The following is a 17234-nucleotide window of genomic DNA, read 5'->3' as shown; positions in this document are numbered from 1 at the left end:
AAATCACGGTTCGTTTGTCTCATCCAACGAGCAAGGTTTCTATGAGAAACTATACAAATCACGACCAATCACTGTAAAATATAGAGGATCTAATCAAAAATTGAGGTGTTTTCATTGTATACGGGTCAAAAAAAATCATTTTGGAAACAGAAAAAAGTCATCATCCCTCTTCTTAGCATCATCGTAGTTGCTGCTGCTTTCTTTTTCTTAAAAGATACTCTTTTCTCAAAAGAAAAAGAGGCTTTAAAAGCCGCTCAAAGCTTTACGAAACATATGGAGAAGAAAGACTTTACGAAGCTGGCAGATGAGGTGACAAGTGCATCTTTGAAAGCCAATGACTTTTCAAAAAAACAACTAGCCGAAAAATACGACAATATTTTCAACGGCATTGGTGCTTATGATCTGAACATATCAAAACTCAACGTTGAAAAACAGGACAAAGGAGATGGGTATCAATTCTCCTATGATGTAACGATGAAAACGTCTCTTGGCAAGCTGCATAAGCTGTCTTACAAGGGCATTCTCTCTGAAGAGGGCGACAAGTGGAAAGTGGACTGGAAACCAAATCTCATCTTCCCGCAAATGGAGAAAGGAGATACCATCAAGGTCAAATCAGACCCTGCTGTCCGCGGAAACATTGTCGACCGAAAAGGACGTACGCTGGCAGAAACAACTGGTGGAAACGCACTTGGCATCATCCCGGGCAAGCTCGGAACAGGAGAAGAAAAAGAACGCAATATCAAAAAAATCAGCAAAGCTTTTGATATAGAGGAAGAACTCATCAACAATCAGCTGAAACAAGCATGGGTCACAGACGACACGTTTGTCCCGCTCAAATCGATGTTAAAACAAAAGCCAATTCCAAAGGACGTCAATGGCGTTACCTATCAATCAAAGGAAATGCGCTACTATCCATATAACAAAGCCGCCGCTCATCTCACCGGATATGTAGGAAAAGCAAATGCGGATGATATCAAAAGGAATCCAGCATTAAAGGCGGATCAAATCATCGGCAAAACCGGCCTTGAATTCACATTTGACAAAAACTTACGCGGACAAGATGGCGGAAGCATTCTCATCGTCCATGATGAAACAGGCATTGAAGAAACATTGCAAAAATCAGCTCGAAAAGATGGAAAAACAGTGAAGCTGACGATTGATGCTTCTTTACAGAAAAAAGCCTATGATCAGCTGAAAGGTGAAAAAGGGGCCGTCACGATCATGAATCCATCATCAGGTGATCTATTAGCACTTGTCAGCACCCCTTCCTACGATGTCAATCTCATGACAAACGGGATTACACCTAAGCAATATCAGGCATACAGTGAAAATCCAGACCTTCCATTCCAAGCTCGATATGCGAGCCGGTATGCACCAGGGTCCACATTCAAAACCATTACAGCCGCCATTGGGCTGGAAACAGGTGTCACAAAGCCTGACAAAGTGCGCACCATTCACGGACTGAAATGGCAAAAGGATCAATCTTGGGGAAATTATCGCATCACCCGGGTTCACGATAAAGAAAAAGTAAATATGGTCGATGCCCTTGTGTACTCAGACAATATTTATTTTGGACAGGAAGCACTCGAAATAGGCAAAGCCACCTACGAGAAAAAAGTGAAAACATTTGGATTCGGCGAAGACTTACACATGCCATTTACAATGAAGCCTGCACAAGTATCGAACGATGGCATTCAATCGGATATCTTACTGGCTGACTCGGCGTATGGGCAAGGCGAATTACTCATGTCACCGATTGAACAAGTACATGCCTATTCTCCATTTGCTACAGGAGGCAAGCTTGTCTATCCTCGAGTGATTCAAGATGAAAAAACAGCTTCACCAAAACAAATCATCAAAGAAGGCTCGGCAGACACAGTGAAAGATGCATTGACTAAGGTCGTGACCAGTCCAAACGGAACAGCCCACTCCTTACAAATCGAAGGAGCGGATATTGCCGCTAAAACGGGAACGGCAGAGTTAAAAAGCAAACAAGGTGCAACAGACGGCACCGAAAATGGATTTTTACTTGCGTTTAATCCTAAAAAAGAAGATTACGTCCTCGTCGGCATGATCGAAGGGGTAAAAAACCGCGGCGGCAGTGGGCTTGTCGTTCAAAAAATGAAGCCTGTGATTGCTTCTTTTTACAAATAACTCTTTAGAGACACAAGCTCAATCAAATGCTTGTGTCTCTTTTTTTCTAAATCATGACAATTTGCTATTGTTTTATAGTTCACCTTATGAATAAAATGAGAAGAATGCAAAAATCAGAAAACAGATAAATGAAGGGAGGAAGTCTCATTGGCCATTGCTGCTCGTACAAAGGATAAACCTCAACATTCTGTTACCGGCTCAACGGTTTATCCCATCTTATTGATTATTGGTATTTGTCATATGCTGAACGACACATTGCAAGCTGTTATTCCTGCGATGTTCCCTATTTTGGAACGCTCAATGGGGCTGACCTTTACACAATTAGGGCTGATTGCCTTTACATTAAATATGGTCTCCTCCGTGATGCAGCCTGCTATTGGGTGGTACACAGATAAACGGCCGATGCCTTATGCACTTCCGATTGCTTTATTTTCAAGTGCTGTCGGTATATTCGGACTCGCGTTTGCTCCGTCCTTTGCCACCATTCTGCTTTGCGTTGTCTTTATCGGACTCGGCTCTGCGATCTTCCATCCAGAGGGCTCCCGTGTTGCCAACATGGCAGCTGGTCCAAGACGAGGTCTTGCCCAGTCCATCTATCAAGTAGGCGGGAATACAGGTCAAGCCTTTGCTCCGCTTATCGCTGCATTAATGCTCGTCCCGCTCGGTCAGACAGGCGTGGCTTGGTTTACAATTGTTGGAATGATTGCGGTTGGTTTCCTTCTTTATATTTCAAGATGGTACGCAGGTAGACTTCAAACCATTCGGGCCCAAGCAAAAAAAACACCTGCAAAAGCGGCTAGATCTGATATTCATCGTAAATCAGCACTCATTGCACTTGGCATTATCGTCTTTCTCATCTTCGCCCGCTCTTGGTATGGAAATGCCATTTCGAATTTCTATGCATTTTATGCGATTGAACAATACGGTTTGACGATTAAAGAATCACAGACTTATATCTTCTTATTTCTCATTCTAGGTGCAATTGGGACATTTTTAGGCGGTCCGCTTGCAGACCGCTTTGGCAAGAAAAACGTGATTTTAGTTTCCTTATTGGCATCCTTCCCGCTTGCCCTGCTGCTGCCATTTGCCGGACCCGTTTTTGCTTATGTTTTACTCGGGCTGATTGGGCTCATTTTGACATCAAGCTTCTCTGTTACCGTGGTTTATGCCCAAGAACTATTTCCCGGGAAAATTGGCACAATGTCTGGTTTAACTGTTGGGCTTGCGTTTGGTATGGGTGCAATCGGATCGGTTGCCCTCGGCTCATTCATTGATGCCTTCGGCTTAACGCCTACCATGATCGGTGTTGCCTTTTTACCGATATTAGGCATCCTAGCCTTCCTACTTCCTAGCGACCAAACCATTTCTAAATGGAATGAATCATAAAAAGAAAACCGCTCAATCAATGAGCGGTTTTTCATCTCTCATAAAAATGCGTGTCAGGCACATGCTTCTTCGCAATAAATCCTTGCTTAAATTCTGGAAATACCTTTTGCACCTGCTTAATCTTTTGATGAACCAAGTCGGCATACGGAATATACAAATGATCCACAAGCTTCTGTTCTTTCATATAGTAATACCAATTAAGGTTAAAGGTATTCTCGTCAATGATCGTAAAGGCAGAAAAATGATAGAACAAGAGTGGACATTCGTCGAGATACATATCTCCTTTTACAACTGAAAGCTTGTAGTTTTCAATGTTCCAAATCGCCGCATTGGCTCCTTTAGATGCAACGATATGAACCCCTTCAAAATCATCAACCCATCTTTCCACATACCGCTGATCTCCGTACGTCTTTTTTTCTGTATCCATTTCTACTGTACAATGGGCAAGACAATTTTCTTTCCATTGCGTGACTGCCTGTATGGCAACATCTGTGTTACGACAGCCTACAAACCCTGTATTAAAGCGGCCAGACAACTCATAAAAATGATAGAACCGCTTGGAATTCATATGATCCGTCAAAAATAAATGAGCGCTTGGATTCTCTGCAAAAATCGCCTCCGGATCATGATAAAAATACAAATCCGTATCCAGATGGGCAAGATAATCCGCATCTGAGGACTCAAGAATTTTGAGCAGAAAAGCAGGCTTTAACGTCCAGCAATACTCATGAAACGTTCGATCTTCTTTTGCCTTTCGCAGCGTATCATCTTCAATGTCCTCAAGCTGTTCATATTGAACATGCGGGTGAGGGAACTCCTTTAATACATTAAAAGCCAAAGGGTCTGCACATAAAACGGACAGCTTAAAGGCATGAGCGTTTTGTTCAAGCGAATGAATCAGCGCCAAAAGCTTAAAAACATGGGTATTCGACACAATGGTTGTAAAGTGATAAGACGCCATTTACAACACATCCACTTGGAACAAATCAACGCGCAACAGCTCTTTCGTCAGCCCTTGAATGGCTTCTACAAGCACCATGCAGCCATACTCCTCACGTGCAAGCTGCGCCGCTTCTGCCAGCTTTTTCAAAGGAACATGCTTGGCTGTCAGCATATCTTTTTTATCCCGCTTGATGCCTACATTCCGCTCTGTGATCAAATGAAGCAGCTCTAAAAAATAGGATAACAGGTCATCAAATGCTGGATTCTCACGCAGCTGCCGAACTTCTTTCACAATATCATTTGTCACAGTGTGAGAAAACGGACCAGAGAAAGCCAAATGGACATCAATGGAATCAATATTGTTATACTTCTCACACATATACAAAATGTTGTATTTGATGTCATCAAATGACGTTAAATTACTTGGATGCTCTTGATGCACACTCATAATATCCTCTCGCAATTCAAAGGAGAGACCAAGCTGATTCAGTCGAATTCCTAAATCATAGTCCTCAAATCCGTACCGAACGATATTTTCATCAAACATCCCTAGTGCCATGACATGCTTACGTTTAACAGAGGAGTTATTTGTAATAAAAAAGCGCCATGGCAGCTCATAAGAACCTAAATCATAGTGGTACGTTTCCAAAATATCTTTCAGAATATCAATAAACTCAGACTGCAAATCGAAGCTTTTCTCTAGAAATGCACCATTTTCGACTTCTTCCAATGATAAAAGAGGCGTTTTGTCCTCCATTTTCCGTTTATACAGTCCTTGCTTTTTCAACCGCTTCATATGATCCTTATCAAAAGCTGTGTAAAAATAGCGATAAATCCGCTTCCAGCACACACCGCAAATGACAAGATTCTCCCTGTCAGCATGAGCCTCTGCATGTTTTTGAATAAATCTCGGTTCTGCCAGCATATCACTGTCATGAAAAATGAGCAGATCCCCCTCCGCCTCGCGAATGGCATGATTACGTCCCTTTGCAATCCCTTGATTGACAGGAATGCGCACTTTTTTAAACGGGAAGTTCACCTCAATATTCTCAAGCATTTCCATCGTGCCATCCGTTGAGCCATTATCAGCAACAATGACTTCAAATGGAATATCTGTTTCCTGAAGCGTTAAAGAAAAAAGGCTTCCCTCTAAACGCTCTTTGGCATTATAGCTTGGAATAATGACGCTTACCTTTGGCTTTTCATTCATGCGTCATCCTCCTCCCGTTTGGCATAGCCGTTAAACAGCGGATCGACCTGCTCCACAGATTCAATCACGTGGCGAAGCACTTGCCGATAGGCTTCTTGAAAAAACGGCAGGTCATTTCGTCCTTTTTCATGAATTTGCTGCATCTCATCCTTGCTCACAATCCGAAAGCCGCTGTAATGATAGCAAATGAGCGGGTGCCCATCCTCCAGAAGAATACGTCCATTCTCCTCCCGATAAGAATGCTGCCCATAGTTCCAATGACCAATATTCACGCCTTTTGTCTCAATATCTTCTACTTTGTCAAACAGTCTCGGCATATGATCTAGATATCCTTGATCGCCAAACTTGCCTTCTCCCGGTGCATTTTTACATTCTTTTAAGCATTCTTCTTTCCACCAGCTGAGGCATTTTCGTCCGGCTTCATCTCCTTTAAAATGCAGAAAGCCTGAGTTATAGCGTCCTAAAAGCTTCTGAAGCATCTTCACTTCCTCTGCATCAAAGCTTGGAATGACAATATCCCCTCTCGAAATTAAAACAGAAGCATTCGGCTGATGTTGAAAAATCACCTGAGGGCTCTCATAAAAGAACAAATCCGCATCAAGATAGGTCACACTCTCTGCCTGCTCCTGTTCAAATAACCACTCAATCCAAATCGGCTTTAAGGTCCAGCAATATTCCGATGCATCCCGTTCCTCTTTTTTCTCCAGCAGCTCTGGTGTTTCGAGCTCCCGTACATGAACAAGATCCACATGCGGAAAATTCATTTGATGAAGCAAATCAAATGCAGCATCATCCATACATAACGTCTTGATGACAGCATCATCTTCTACTTGCTTCAACGATAAGAAAAACGCAATGGCTTGATAAAGTCTTCCACTTGAAAGAACCGTACAATATATGCTGTTCATCTATTTACACCTCTATTTTTGAAAGAATTCGCGGTACCATTCAATCGTCTTCTCTAAGCCTTCATCAATGGAGTAATCAGGCTTCCAATCAAGCAGCTTTCTCGCTTTCTCTGCTGACAAATATTGATGCTTAATTTCATGTGTTCCTTGATTCAAAATACGAGGCTTCAGTTCACTTCCCATTGCCTTTAAAATCTTATCCACAAGCTCTAGCACTGTCAGTTGAATTTCGTTACTAAAGTTAAAGGCTTCTCCCACCAGCCCTTTTTCCTCCATCTTCTCAGCTAGCAGCAAATAAGCCTTCACTGCATCTTCAATGTAGAAATAATCACGAATAAATGTCCCGTCACTTCTAATTTCCGGCGCCTTTCCTTCTAACACAAGCTGAATGGTTTGCGGAATGATTCTGTTGAAATTCAAATCCCCGCCTCCATATAAATTACCGCAGCGTGTAATACAAACTGGAAGACCGTATGTGTTGTAGTACGTATGAGAAATGAGATCTGCACAGCTCTTTGAGACATCATACGGATGTTTCCCGTTTAACGGCATGTCTTCATCATATGGAAGCTGCTCTTGATCACCGTAGGCTTTGTCACTTGATGCCACGATCACTCGTTTGATGAGCGGCTGTCTTCTGCAAGCCTCCAGCACATTCCATGTCCCTAAGATATTCGCTTCAAATGTAGAAACAGGATGTCTATTCGCGACCCCAACAATGGCTTGGGCAGCCAAATGGAAGACGGTGTCAATTTCATATTCTCCTAACGCACGTTCAATCGTCTGCATATCCTCTAATGCGCCTTGCACCACATTCATTTTTTCAAATTGACTGCCTTGATATAAATTCGACCTAGGCACCTGATCACGCACAAGTCCAGTCACGTTTGCCCCTTGATCAATCAATTCCTTAACGAGATAGCTCCCTAACAGCCCTGTACATCCAGTTACAAATACGTTCTTTCCATTCCAAAATCCGCTCATGCTGTCACCAAACCTTCCATGGTTGTTTTCCATCTGTCCACATGTCGTTGATTTCCTTCAGGTTTTTATACGTATCAATTGCTGTCCAAAATCCGTGATGCTCATAAACGGCAAGCTCTCCATCATCCGCCAGGTTTTGAAGAGGCTCTGCTTCAAACACGCATTGATCATCGTCTGTCAAATAATCAAATACCTTTGAAGACAACACAAAAAATCCTCCATTGATCATCCCGATACTGTCTGTCTTCTCAGAGAAGGATTGTGCCATCCCGTTATACACCTTCAGTGTCCCGTACTGGGACTTCTTTTCAATGCCTGTGACAGTCGCAGCTGCTCCAAGATCCTGATGACGTTTCAGCAAATGAAACATATTGATATTGGCCAGTCCATCACCATACGTCATCATAAAGGTCTCATCACCAATGTAATCCTGTGCCTGCTTTAAACGTCCGCCTGTCATCGTATTTTCACCTGTATCTAAAAAGGTGATTTTCCAGTTTTCCGATTTACCTAAAAGCTTCATTTCTCCTGTCGCCATATCGAGCTGCATGCTGTGATGCTGCCAGTCGTAGTTCAGAAAGTACTCTTTGATCTTCTCTCCTTTATATCCAAGCAATAGGATAAATTCGTCTACACCGTAATACTGATAGATTTTCATAATATGCCATAGAATAGGCCGGTCTCCGATCATAGCAAGTGGTTTAGGAAGCGCTTGTGTGACCTCACTCATTCTCGTTCCCTTTCCTCCGCAGAGAATGACTGCTTTCATCTTCTCCCCTCATCTCTCTATGAAGATTTTTTGATTAAAAACCCTATCTTTATGCGGAAAGTCAGTACATGTACCCCCATACTTTGTCCGACATCAGGTTTTGAATCTACTCTATTCATATGTCGAAATGAGAGAGTGTGCCACCTAGCATTTAACTATTTTTACAAATAAAAAAAGAGCGAGATTCATATTCTCGCTCTTCCAAAGTTTAAATTGTATATTTTCAGGGTAGATGGTATGATAAACATGTGCATAATCAGCACAAACAGCCTCTTTCTACAAAGAGACTACTAGATTGAATGAATTCAAGTGGCAGCTTGCTTCATTCTCAATATGAATCACGGAGGTGAATTCCCATGGCACAAAACGTTCTTTGTGAAGTGAACTCTTGCCGTTTTTGGGCTGAAAACAGCTGTACCGCTTCTACCATTAAAATTGGTAAAAACACGATGACTGAAGTGACTCGTAATACTGAAACTGATTGCGAAACATTTGAAACAAAATAATCTATTTTTCTCTGAGATGAAGGAACTGGCAGGTTCCTTCTTTTCTTTTATCATTCTATCAAGAATGATAATTATTATCAAGTGTTTTTCAATAAACATTTCTCGGGAAATAATGACACGATATTTCTCCATTCGTTGACGATTTTCACTCCTTTTTCTATACTCAACATATCCGAAGAAGAAAAAGTGGTGACCAATCAATGGATTTTACGATACGTTTTCTATCATTCTTTGTCGTGGAAATCGAAGGCAAAGATGAACAAGCAAATAAACGGTTTAAACATTATCAAACACTAGATCAAGAAGAATTTGAACAAAGTGAGCTGAAGGACTTTTTAGACGGTGAGTTGAAAAAAATCGTCAAACGAAAAGTGGACAGGCACCCTAAATCTGAACAAGTACCGACCAAAATTGGCCGATTTATTGTAGAACCCGGTCATGAGCTCGATTCAAATCCCAACTACAACCTATTTCATCAAACGAGATTTGCAGATACAAAAGAATTGTTTAATGAATGCAGTGAACAGTTTGTTCGCACATATTTAGATACAAGTGCTGTCAGAGGCGGCGTTTTTTTAGTTGCTTCTGCTGTTCCAAAAAAGTATTTCGATGATTCCTTTGTCTTTATTATGAAATGCGATTTCGAACAGAAAGTGGCTTCTATCGCTGATACATCTACCTTGATTAGAAAAGTCGAAATGGCCATTACGACAAAAAACATGAAATCAATTCAATACCCGTTTATGCCAGAAGAGGGCATGACTGAGGAAGCTGAAGTGAAAATTCATCAATCTTCACACGCTCGTTATTTTGAGGACTTTTTGAAATTCGTCGAATACGGTGAATCCATGCCTGAAATCATGAAATCACAGGTCATGAATATGGTACAGGAACAGGTTTTTGAAACATTACAGGATGAAAGTGAAGAATTAAAGCAGTTTGAAGAGGATCTTGAAATATGGGAAGCGAGTGAAAAGCGAGAAATTAGAGAAACACTCGATACAGAACAGGTCACACAAGCGGCCTCCCATATTGTTGAACAAACCCCTGATATCACAATGAAAATGCGTCTAGGCGAAACGGAAATCAAAGGTCTTCTAGCAGACTTCGGCCAATCAATCCATATTGCAAAGCTCAACAATCGATATGTCGTGCTCGTTGAAGCAGATCAAATCGTCTTCGAAAAGGGAAGCACACCTGTTGAGTTTCATAAACCAAATGGGTTAAAAGAGGTGGTCAGCCAGCTGACGCAAAAAGCCTATGATTCAGATCTAGAATAAAAAAACACGACTGCCTCTTGCATTCAGCGCATGAGGCAGTTTTTTGTATAACGCTTGATTTATGACGCTGGATCAGAAGAAACATGCAGCTCCCTGCCTCTTGCCCACATGCTGACAAGCAATAAGCTTATGATGAGCATCAGCCAAAAGACGCTGCTTGATCCAAAAAACTGAATCATCGTATACCCGCACAAGGGTCCTAAAGCCGCTCCCATATCTTGAACAAAGGAATAGCTTGCGAGGAAGCGGTTTTTATCTGTTTGAGCAGACGCTTTTTGAAAAGCAAGCGTGTCCGTTAATGTCGTTAAGATTGTTGAGAGCAGCTGGATCAAAAGCAGCATCACAAGAAACCAGCCGCTTACCTTCAGCATGACCGCCAGAAAACTGAGACCTCCAAATGAAAGAAACATCCAGCAAAGCGTTCGTTCCTTCATCACAAGCCCATCAAACCATCTGCCCGTTTTCGGTGCGACAAATGGTTCCCACCCCCATCTGAGCGCTTGAATGATTCCACTTAAAGCCGAAGCTCCGATGACAAAGCCGAACAGAGCAAATTCTCCATGACCGATCCTTGCTTCAATGACATGGCTGAGTGTTGATGCGAATAACCCTTGGATCACAAGTGCGATCAGCATACCTGTCATTAATACTTTTACAACATCCCGTGCAAGCCACCTCTGTTTGATGACTTGATACACCTGCCCCTCTTCTCCCTTTTCAATCTCATCCAAAGTGACATAAAAAATGATTCCTAGTAATGTGAGTAAACCAAAAACAAGCGTCATGGACTGGAAGCCGATCAGGCTGGCGAATATTCCGCCAAATAACATGCCGAATAAACTGCCAAGCCGGTAAAGCCCATTATAAATGCCCGTATAATGCCCTTGAGAGCTTTCCTCCATCTCAGCAATTAATCTCATTCCACTCATACGCAATAACGTCCATGCCAGCCCCCAAGCGCAGCGGCAAATCAGCAGGAGCCAAAAACCGCTCACACCATAAAGCACTGTGGTCACGGACGCAATCAAAATAGCGATCAATACACCAGTCTTCATTGGGACAAACCGATAAAGCCACCAAACGACAGGTGTTAGCGGAATGCGGATGAATCGGTTAATGGACAGCAGCAGCCCGACCTCCCAAATAGATGATAAACCAACCTCTTTCCAATAGATCGGAAGAACAATATAAAGCATTGAATCCCCAATCAGTGCAAATGCTGTGATAAGTGATATTGACACCACTTGTTTTTGACGATGATCCATTTTCCCTTCCCCCTTCGCTATCTTTACAATAAGGGATGCCTTATAATAAATCTAATGAATGTTTTTGATTAAACCATCAAAATAATTGATAGGTGGTGTTAAAGTTGAATTTACATGCCCTTCGGATTTTTGCAAAGGTCGCAGAGACAAAAAGCGTTACACAAACAGCAGACGTGCTATCTTTGACACAGCCAGCTGTGACGGCTCAGCTTAGAAGCATTGAAAGTGAGATCGGTTTCCGTCTTTTTAAACGAAATGGCAGAGGCATTACACTTACGGAAATGGGGAAAATTCTATACCCTTATGCCCGGCAAGTGTTCGAGGCTGAAAAAGAAGTAGAATATCAGATCACACTTTTACAAAACGGAAAAAAGGGGCGGCTCCGCATCGCTTCTACCTATGTACCACTCAACTTTTTACTGCCAGATTGGCTTGCTGCTTTTAAAACATCTTCACCACAGACAGAAATTGAATTAAAAAGCGGAAACTCCGCTCAAGTTTTAGAGAGCCTGCTTCAATATGAATCAGATGTGGCCATCGCTGTGATCGAGGATCTGCACCATGAGGAGATTCTCACCTCTCATTTAACGAATTTAAGCTATGATTTTATTGTGCCGGCAGACCATCCGTTGAACGGAAAAACTGTCCCGCTAGAGCGCCTGAGTCAGGAGCCTTTTTTGATGCGTGAAGAAGGCAGTTCCACAAGAGATAAACTCTTTTCTCTTTTTACCTCGAAAGGGATCAAAAAACCAACCGTTGATTTACAATTCAGCGGTGTTCATGAAGCGATTCAAATGATCAAAGCTGGATATGGCATCACACTTGTTCCCCGTGATGCGGTTCATGGCAGTCTCAAGCGGCAAGAAATTGGGCGCGTGTACATTGAAGGCATTGAGATCGTCAGACCGGTTGTTGTGTGCAAACGGGCGAATGATCTTGAAGAAAATAGAACCGTGGATGCCTTCCTGCAAATGAAAGGTATCGGTCCATTTACTACGCCTGCTGCCAATTAAAAAAGTGCCTGCTTCTGAAACAGGCACTTTTTTTCTATTCGGCTGGCTGCACGATGTCAAACGGTACAGCTTTTGAGGCTTTCACTAATTGTTCTGGGGTGATGAGGATTTCATTTCCCCATTCGCCTGCCCCAACACCTAATATCTCCTCTTCTAATAACGAAGCCTCAATAATGGTGCGGAATCCTTCTGGCTGCCAGCAAAACGGCGGAATCGAGCCAATTCGATAGCCCGTCACTTCAAGAACCTTCTCCGGTGAAGCCATTTTAATATTACGGGAGCCGGCGGCTTTCTTTAGTTTCCCTGACTTAATATGCTGGTCAGCACCAACCATCACAAGCAGCTGCTCTCCTTCTCCTGTTTCAAAAATCAATGTTTTAATCATTTGTCTTTCACGAAAACCAAGAGCTGCCGCTACATTTGCTGCTCCCTTCTCTGTTTCGGCAGAAAATGTTTTGATCTCATATGGGATCTCGTGTTTGTCCAAAAAGTCATGAGCCGGTAATTTTTTCAATCGATTGAACCCCTTTCCTTACAATGTCCTTCATTTAGCTTATCACAATCTTCTCATCCTTAAGATGTATTTTTCAATGGAAAGCCTATGGACCCTTCATCACCATGCTATACTAAACTTGTTTTTGAAAAGGAGCCGGTTTGATATGGGAAACAAGTTTTGGTGTTATACAAGCAGTAAAAGCCTTCTCATGCTGAGTGATATTTTATTTGTGATGACGATCACGTTTGTCATTTATCAAGATACACAATCTGTTGCCTATGCGGCTGTATTTCCGCTGATTAGAACAATATGCCAGCTATTGGCTGGGCTCTTCTCTCCTGTTTTAACCGATTACTTTCAAGCTGGCCGCCTATTAAAATGGGTCCCGCTTTTACGTCTTGGGATGCTCATCGTGTTTACAGCCCAATTTCATTTGTTTCAGCAGCACATGGTCTGGTTGTTTAGTGCGCTTATTTTGATTTCCCTCACAGGCGGGTTCATCAGTCCTTTAATGCAGGCCATCATGCCGATGCTTGTGAAAGCAAATCAGCTTGTGAAAGCAAACAGTACAGCCTCCATTTTACATCAAATGATTCAAATCGCCGGCTATTCGTTCACTGGAATGCTCGTCCTATGGATCGGGCCATTTTATTTAATGTGGATCACTTGTGTCATGATTGTGTTGTCTTATCTATTATTCATCCCTGTCTTTCCTCTTCTCAAGCAAGAAGAGACGGTTCGAAAGGCAAATAAGATGAACAGCTTCAAAGATGGATGGACGATCATTTGGAGAAATAAAACGGTGCGCACCCTGACATTTATGGATGTTTGTGAAAATATTGCGGGTGCTGTGTGGATCGGAGCAATTACGCTTGCTTTTGTCACCCATGATTTAAAGCAAGGTGAGGAATGGTGGGGATTTATCAATGCCGCTTATTATACAGGTGCCATCATAGGCGGGCTCTTAGCTGCATGGATGAGTCAGTTTATCCAAAAACAGCTTCTCCTCTTTATGGCAGCTGGTTCATTCATTTATGCAGTGCTGACCATTGTCTATTCACTGAACAGCCTCCCGTGGCTTGCTTTGCTGCTTTGTATTTTGATGGGGCCTGCTTATCAAATCCGAGATGTTTCGCAGCAAACCATTCTTCAAACGGAAACGCCAGTACGTGATTTATCAAAGGTGTATTCGGCTCACTACGTCCTTTCTTCAGTATCGGTCGGTTTGTCTATTTTCTTTGTTGGATTGATTGCAGATGTATACGGGGCGAGGTCTGTGTATTTGCTAGGCGGTCTGTTTGTGCTCGTCTGTTCCGGCATTGCCATCCTTGCTTTTATGAAGCAGAAAAAAGAGAGCAGCTGATGTATGCAGCGGCTCTTTTACTTTTCTTTTAACATCGCAAACATGTCACGGGCCATGGCTTCTAAAATATACACAACTGGCGTCTGTGTGGTGATATTGGCTCTGTGGACCCGTTCATCTGTGACGTAGTAGGCAATATTTAAATCTGAAATGCGCGAAATCGTGCAGTGCTGGTTATTCGTAATACTAATGATCTTGCTGCCTTCTCTTTTTAACTTCGAAATATGATCAATTGTAATACTGTTCTCTCCTGATACAGACAGCACAATGGTGACACTATTGTCTAAATACTGCATATTCATCGGAAAAAACGGATCATTGATGTAAAATGAAAATTTCTCAAGACTTGAAAAGTACCTCGCCCCATACTGCGCCAAAATGCCAGAACTGCCAGTCCCAATAAACAGCACATTTTTTGCCTCAGCAATGAGCTTCGCTGCCTCCTTAATTTTCCCCTCAAAGTCTCCCTTTAATGTTCGTTCAATAAATTCATATAGAAAGTGCTGTGTGCTTTTTAAAGAAGGTGTCTGCTCTGATTCTAAATACATTTTGAGCTTCACTTTAAACTCTGAAAAGCCATCACAATTTACTTTTCGGCAAAAGCGAAGGACAGACGAGGTGGATATATGTGCAGCATTTGCAAGGTCTCGAATTCTCATGTACACGACCTTTTCACTGTTTTCCATGATATATCGGTATAAAGCGCTTTCTAGTTCATTAAAGCTGGAAATGACCTCACTTGAAAACATCTGACTTCCCCTTTCTCCAACAACATGTCACAATGTGTTTCTTTTATGTAACAAATCTCTAAATAGGGCACCCTTGCCTAAAGACGCTGAAGTCATTTACGCACGCGATGCTCTCACGATAAGCTATTGATGTACACAATAAAAAAGACTTTTCTCTATTATAACATTGCGCGTTACATTATTCGGAGGTGCAGAGCATGGCAAAAGGATTAAAGGTTGTCACAATTGGCGGAGGATCAAGCTATACACCAGAGCTTGTAGAAGGATTTATTAAACGATACGATGAATTTCCGATTAGCGAACTTTGGCTCGTTGATATTGAAGCGGGAAAAGAAAAGCTTGAGATCGTCGGAAATCTTGCAAAACGCATGGTCAAAAAAGCAGGGCTCCCAATCGAGGTTCATTTAACATTAGATCGCAGGAAAGCACTTGTAGATGCTGATTTTGTCACAACACAATTCCGTGTCGGACTTCTTGAAGCACGTATGAAGGATGAACGCATTCCTTTAAAATATGATGTCATTGGTCAAGAAACAAATGGTCCAGGAGGTCTATTCAAAGGACTTCGCACCATTCCTGTCATTCTTGATATTGTCAAAGATATTGAAGAGCTTTGCCCGAATGCATGGCTTGTGAATTTCACAAATCCAGCTGGTATGGTTACTGAAGCCGTTCTTCGTTATTCAAACCATCGCAAAGTCGTTGGTTTATGTAACGTGCCGATCGGCATTCGCATGGGAATCGCCAAAGGGCTTGGTGTCGACGCAAGCAGAGTCGAAGTCAGCTTTGCTGGATTAAACCATATGGTCTTTGGACTCAATGTATTCTTAGACGGCAAAAGCATCATGGATCAAGTCATTGAAGACATGGCTGATCCAAACTCCAGCATGTCAATGAACAACATTCAAGCGATTCCGTGGGATGCTGATTTCTTAAAAGGGCTTGGCGTCATTCCTTGTCCGTATCACCGCTACTACTACAAAACAAGTGATATGCTGGCTGAGGAAAAGAAAGCAGCAGCAAATGAAGGAACTCGTGCTGAGGTCGTTCGCGCATTAGAAAATGATTTGTTCGAGCTTTACAAAGACCCTGATCTCGACATCAAACCGCCACAGCTTGAAAAACGAGGCGGTGCCTACTACAGTGATGCGGCTTGTAACTTGATTGCATCCATTTATAACGACAAGCATGACATTCAGCCTGTAAACACCATTAATAACGGGGCTATTAGTGACATTCCAAATGATTCTGCGGTTGAACTCAACTGTGTGATCACAAAAGACGGTCCTAAACCAATCGCTGTTGGTGAAATGCCGGTCGCTGTCAAAGGACTTATTTCTCAAATTAAATCCTTTGAACGTGTAGCTGCTGAAGCAGCCGTGACAGGCGATTACAACACAGCTCTTGTCGCAATGACCATCAACCCGCTTGTCCCATCAGATGCCATTGCAAAAAGCATCCTAGATGAAATGCTAGAAGCTCACAAAGAATATTTGCCACAGTTCTTCAATAAAGTAGAAGCATAAAAAGAAGCCGCACTTGTCGAAAGTGCGGTTTTTTTATTTGGCTGCAAACAGCCGGTCCATCTGAGGACGATCATAGTCTAATAGCCAGTGCTGTAAGCCTTCATAGACTGGGCGTAGACGCTCAGCATCTGCCGCAATGAGATCACAGCCTCGATCATCATATAAGTGAAAAATCATTTTTTTTGAGAGATTCATTAGGTAAATTTCATACCCCAGTTTTCCCTTCAAGATTTGATTCGGTGCATAGAAGTCCTCCTGGCACATCGCATGGAGAAGCGGACGCAATCGAATGTCTTGCAGCTGACATTTGAGTGTAAATCTCTCTAATGTCAGTGAATCTTCTACTTCTGGACGTACATAAGTCAAAAGCTCGTGGCGCAATCTGTTCCTCACTTGCCGATGCACATATTTTTGATAGACAAGGAGCTTACGCTTCGTTAATTCATGTTCATGATCTGTATACACATCCGTCACAAGCAGCATCTCGTCTTCTGGATCAAAAACATATTTCACAATCTCTAAAGCACGATCTCCCGCTTTTTCTAATACAATCGATTCTTTTCCTAATGACCAATCTGCCACTTCAAACCGAAGTCCAATAGGCCACTCATAAAAAAGAGGCGGCGTGAGGATAAGATGAGGAAAATGATTTTTTAGAAACATATTTGTTTGATCACTCATTT

At 42.3% G+C, this 17234-nt stretch carries 16 protein-coding genes; 7 read left to right on the top strand and 9 right to left on the bottom strand.

The window, feature by feature from the left end:
* Window positions 1–114: 114 nt before the first annotated feature.
* Together NSS80_RS03630 and NSS80_RS03625 are read left to right on the top strand one after the other, a co-directional pair.
* Complete coding sequence (locus tag NSS80_RS03630) at window positions 115–2154, top strand: penicillin-binding transpeptidase domain-containing protein (protein WP_342498419.1); 2040 nt, start codon at window positions 115–117, stop codon at window positions 2152–2154.
* A 147-nt stretch (window positions 2155–2301) separates the two neighbouring features.
* A complete protein-coding gene (locus NSS80_RS03625) occupies window positions 2302–3540 on the top strand; it encodes an MFS transporter (protein WP_326135390.1) in 1239 nt (412 codons plus the stop codon).
* A 31-nt stretch (window positions 3541–3571) separates the two neighbouring features.
* Here NSS80_RS03625 and NSS80_RS03620 read toward each other — a convergent pair whose 3' ends face one another.
* The 5 genes from NSS80_RS03620 to rfbF are packed head-to-tail and all read right to left on the bottom strand — an operon-like array spanning window position 3572 to window position 8353.
* Complete coding sequence (locus tag NSS80_RS03620; protein WP_065215104.1) at window positions 3572–4501, bottom strand: putative nucleotide-diphospho-sugar transferase; 930 nt, start codon at window positions 4499–4501, stop codon at window positions 3572–3574.
* Window positions 4502–5692 (bottom strand): glycosyltransferase family 2 protein, encoded by a 1191-nt coding sequence (locus tag NSS80_RS03615; protein ID WP_041116131.1) that lies wholly within the window; start codon window positions 5690–5692, stop codon window positions 4502–4504.
* Window positions 5689–6600: a putative nucleotide-diphospho-sugar transferase gene (locus NSS80_RS03610; RefSeq protein ID WP_024426658.1), complete on the bottom strand. Its 912-nt coding sequence runs from the start codon at window positions 6598–6600 to the stop codon at window positions 5689–5691. The genes NSS80_RS03615 and NSS80_RS03610 overlap by 4 nt, the downstream gene beginning before the upstream one ends.
* Before the next feature lie 12 nt (window positions 6601–6612).
* Window positions 6613–7584, bottom strand: coding sequence for a GDP-mannose 4,6-dehydratase (locus tag NSS80_RS03605; protein ID WP_041116129.1), 972 nt, complete (start codon window positions 7582–7584; stop codon window positions 6613–6615).
* 4 nt (window positions 7585–7588) lie between these two features.
* Window positions 7589–8353, bottom strand: a complete 765-nt coding sequence (gene rfbF / locus NSS80_RS03600; protein ID WP_034282763.1) for a glucose-1-phosphate cytidylyltransferase — start codon at window positions 8351–8353, stop codon at window positions 7589–7591.
* Window positions 8354–8709: 356 nt separating this feature from the next.
* Between rfbF and NSS80_RS03595 the strand changes: the two genes are divergently transcribed.
* The gene (locus NSS80_RS03595) at window positions 8710–8859 is read left to right on the top strand and encodes a DUF1540 domain-containing protein (protein ID WP_072367870.1); all 150 of its coding nucleotides are present in this window, start codon (window positions 8710–8712) and stop codon (window positions 8857–8859) included.
* Window positions 8860–9059: 200 nt separating this feature from the next.
* Complete coding sequence (locus tag NSS80_RS03590; RefSeq protein ID WP_034282768.1) at window positions 9060–10139, top strand: DUF3900 domain-containing protein; 1080 nt, start codon at window positions 9060–9062, stop codon at window positions 10137–10139.
* Window positions 10140–10198: 59 nt separating this feature from the next.
* Here NSS80_RS03590 and NSS80_RS03585 read toward each other — a convergent pair whose 3' ends face one another.
* A complete protein-coding gene (locus NSS80_RS03585; protein WP_342498418.1) occupies window positions 10199–11404 on the bottom strand; it encodes an MFS transporter in 1206 nt (401 codons plus the stop codon).
* Window positions 11405–11508: 104 nt separating this feature from the next.
* On the opposite strand from NSS80_RS03585, the gene NSS80_RS03580 reads away from it, so the two are divergent.
* Window positions 11509–12417, top strand: a complete 909-nt coding sequence (locus NSS80_RS03580; protein ID WP_024424569.1) for a LysR family transcriptional regulator — start codon at window positions 11509–11511, stop codon at window positions 12415–12417.
* A 34-nt stretch (window positions 12418–12451) separates the two neighbouring features.
* On the opposite strand, the gene NSS80_RS03575 is transcribed toward NSS80_RS03580, so the two are convergent.
* On the bottom strand, window positions 12452–12931 hold the full coding sequence (locus NSS80_RS03575; protein WP_034282772.1) for a YbaK/EbsC family protein: 480 nt from the start codon (window positions 12929–12931) through the stop codon (window positions 12452–12454).
* Window positions 12932–13076: 145 nt separating this feature from the next.
* Between NSS80_RS03575 and NSS80_RS03570 the strand changes: the two genes are divergently transcribed.
* Entirely contained in the window at window positions 13077–14276 is a 1200-nt protein-coding gene (locus NSS80_RS03570) for an MFS transporter (protein WP_046314073.1), read from the top strand.
* A gap of 17 nt (window positions 14277–14293) precedes the next feature.
* On the opposite strand, the gene NSS80_RS03565 is transcribed toward NSS80_RS03570, so the two are convergent.
* Window positions 14294–15025, bottom strand: a complete 732-nt coding sequence (locus tag NSS80_RS03565) for a MurR/RpiR family transcriptional regulator (RefSeq protein ID WP_342498417.1) — start codon at window positions 15023–15025, stop codon at window positions 14294–14296.
* Between the two features lie 197 nt (window positions 15026–15222).
* Here NSS80_RS03565 and NSS80_RS03560 point away from each other — a divergent pair, with 197 nt between their 5' ends.
* The gene (locus NSS80_RS03560; protein ID WP_024424565.1) at window positions 15223–16551 is read left to right on the top strand and encodes a 6-phospho-beta-glucosidase; all 1329 of its coding nucleotides are present in this window, start codon (window positions 15223–15225) and stop codon (window positions 16549–16551) included.
* A 33-nt stretch (window positions 16552–16584) separates the two neighbouring features.
* On the opposite strand, the gene NSS80_RS03555 is transcribed toward NSS80_RS03560, so the two are convergent.
* Entirely contained in the window at window positions 16585–17232 is a 648-nt protein-coding gene (locus NSS80_RS03555) for a DUF3885 domain-containing protein (RefSeq protein WP_024426666.1), read from the bottom strand.
* Window positions 17233–17234: the final 2 nt, after the last annotated feature.

The sequence above is a fragment of the Bacillus sp. FSL M8-0350 genome (genome assembly GCF_038593345.1).
Taxonomy (GTDB): domain Bacteria; phylum Bacillota; class Bacilli; order Bacillales; family Bacillaceae; genus Bacillus; species Bacillus safensis.
This window is presented reverse-complemented; position numbering and strand designations above follow the sequence as displayed.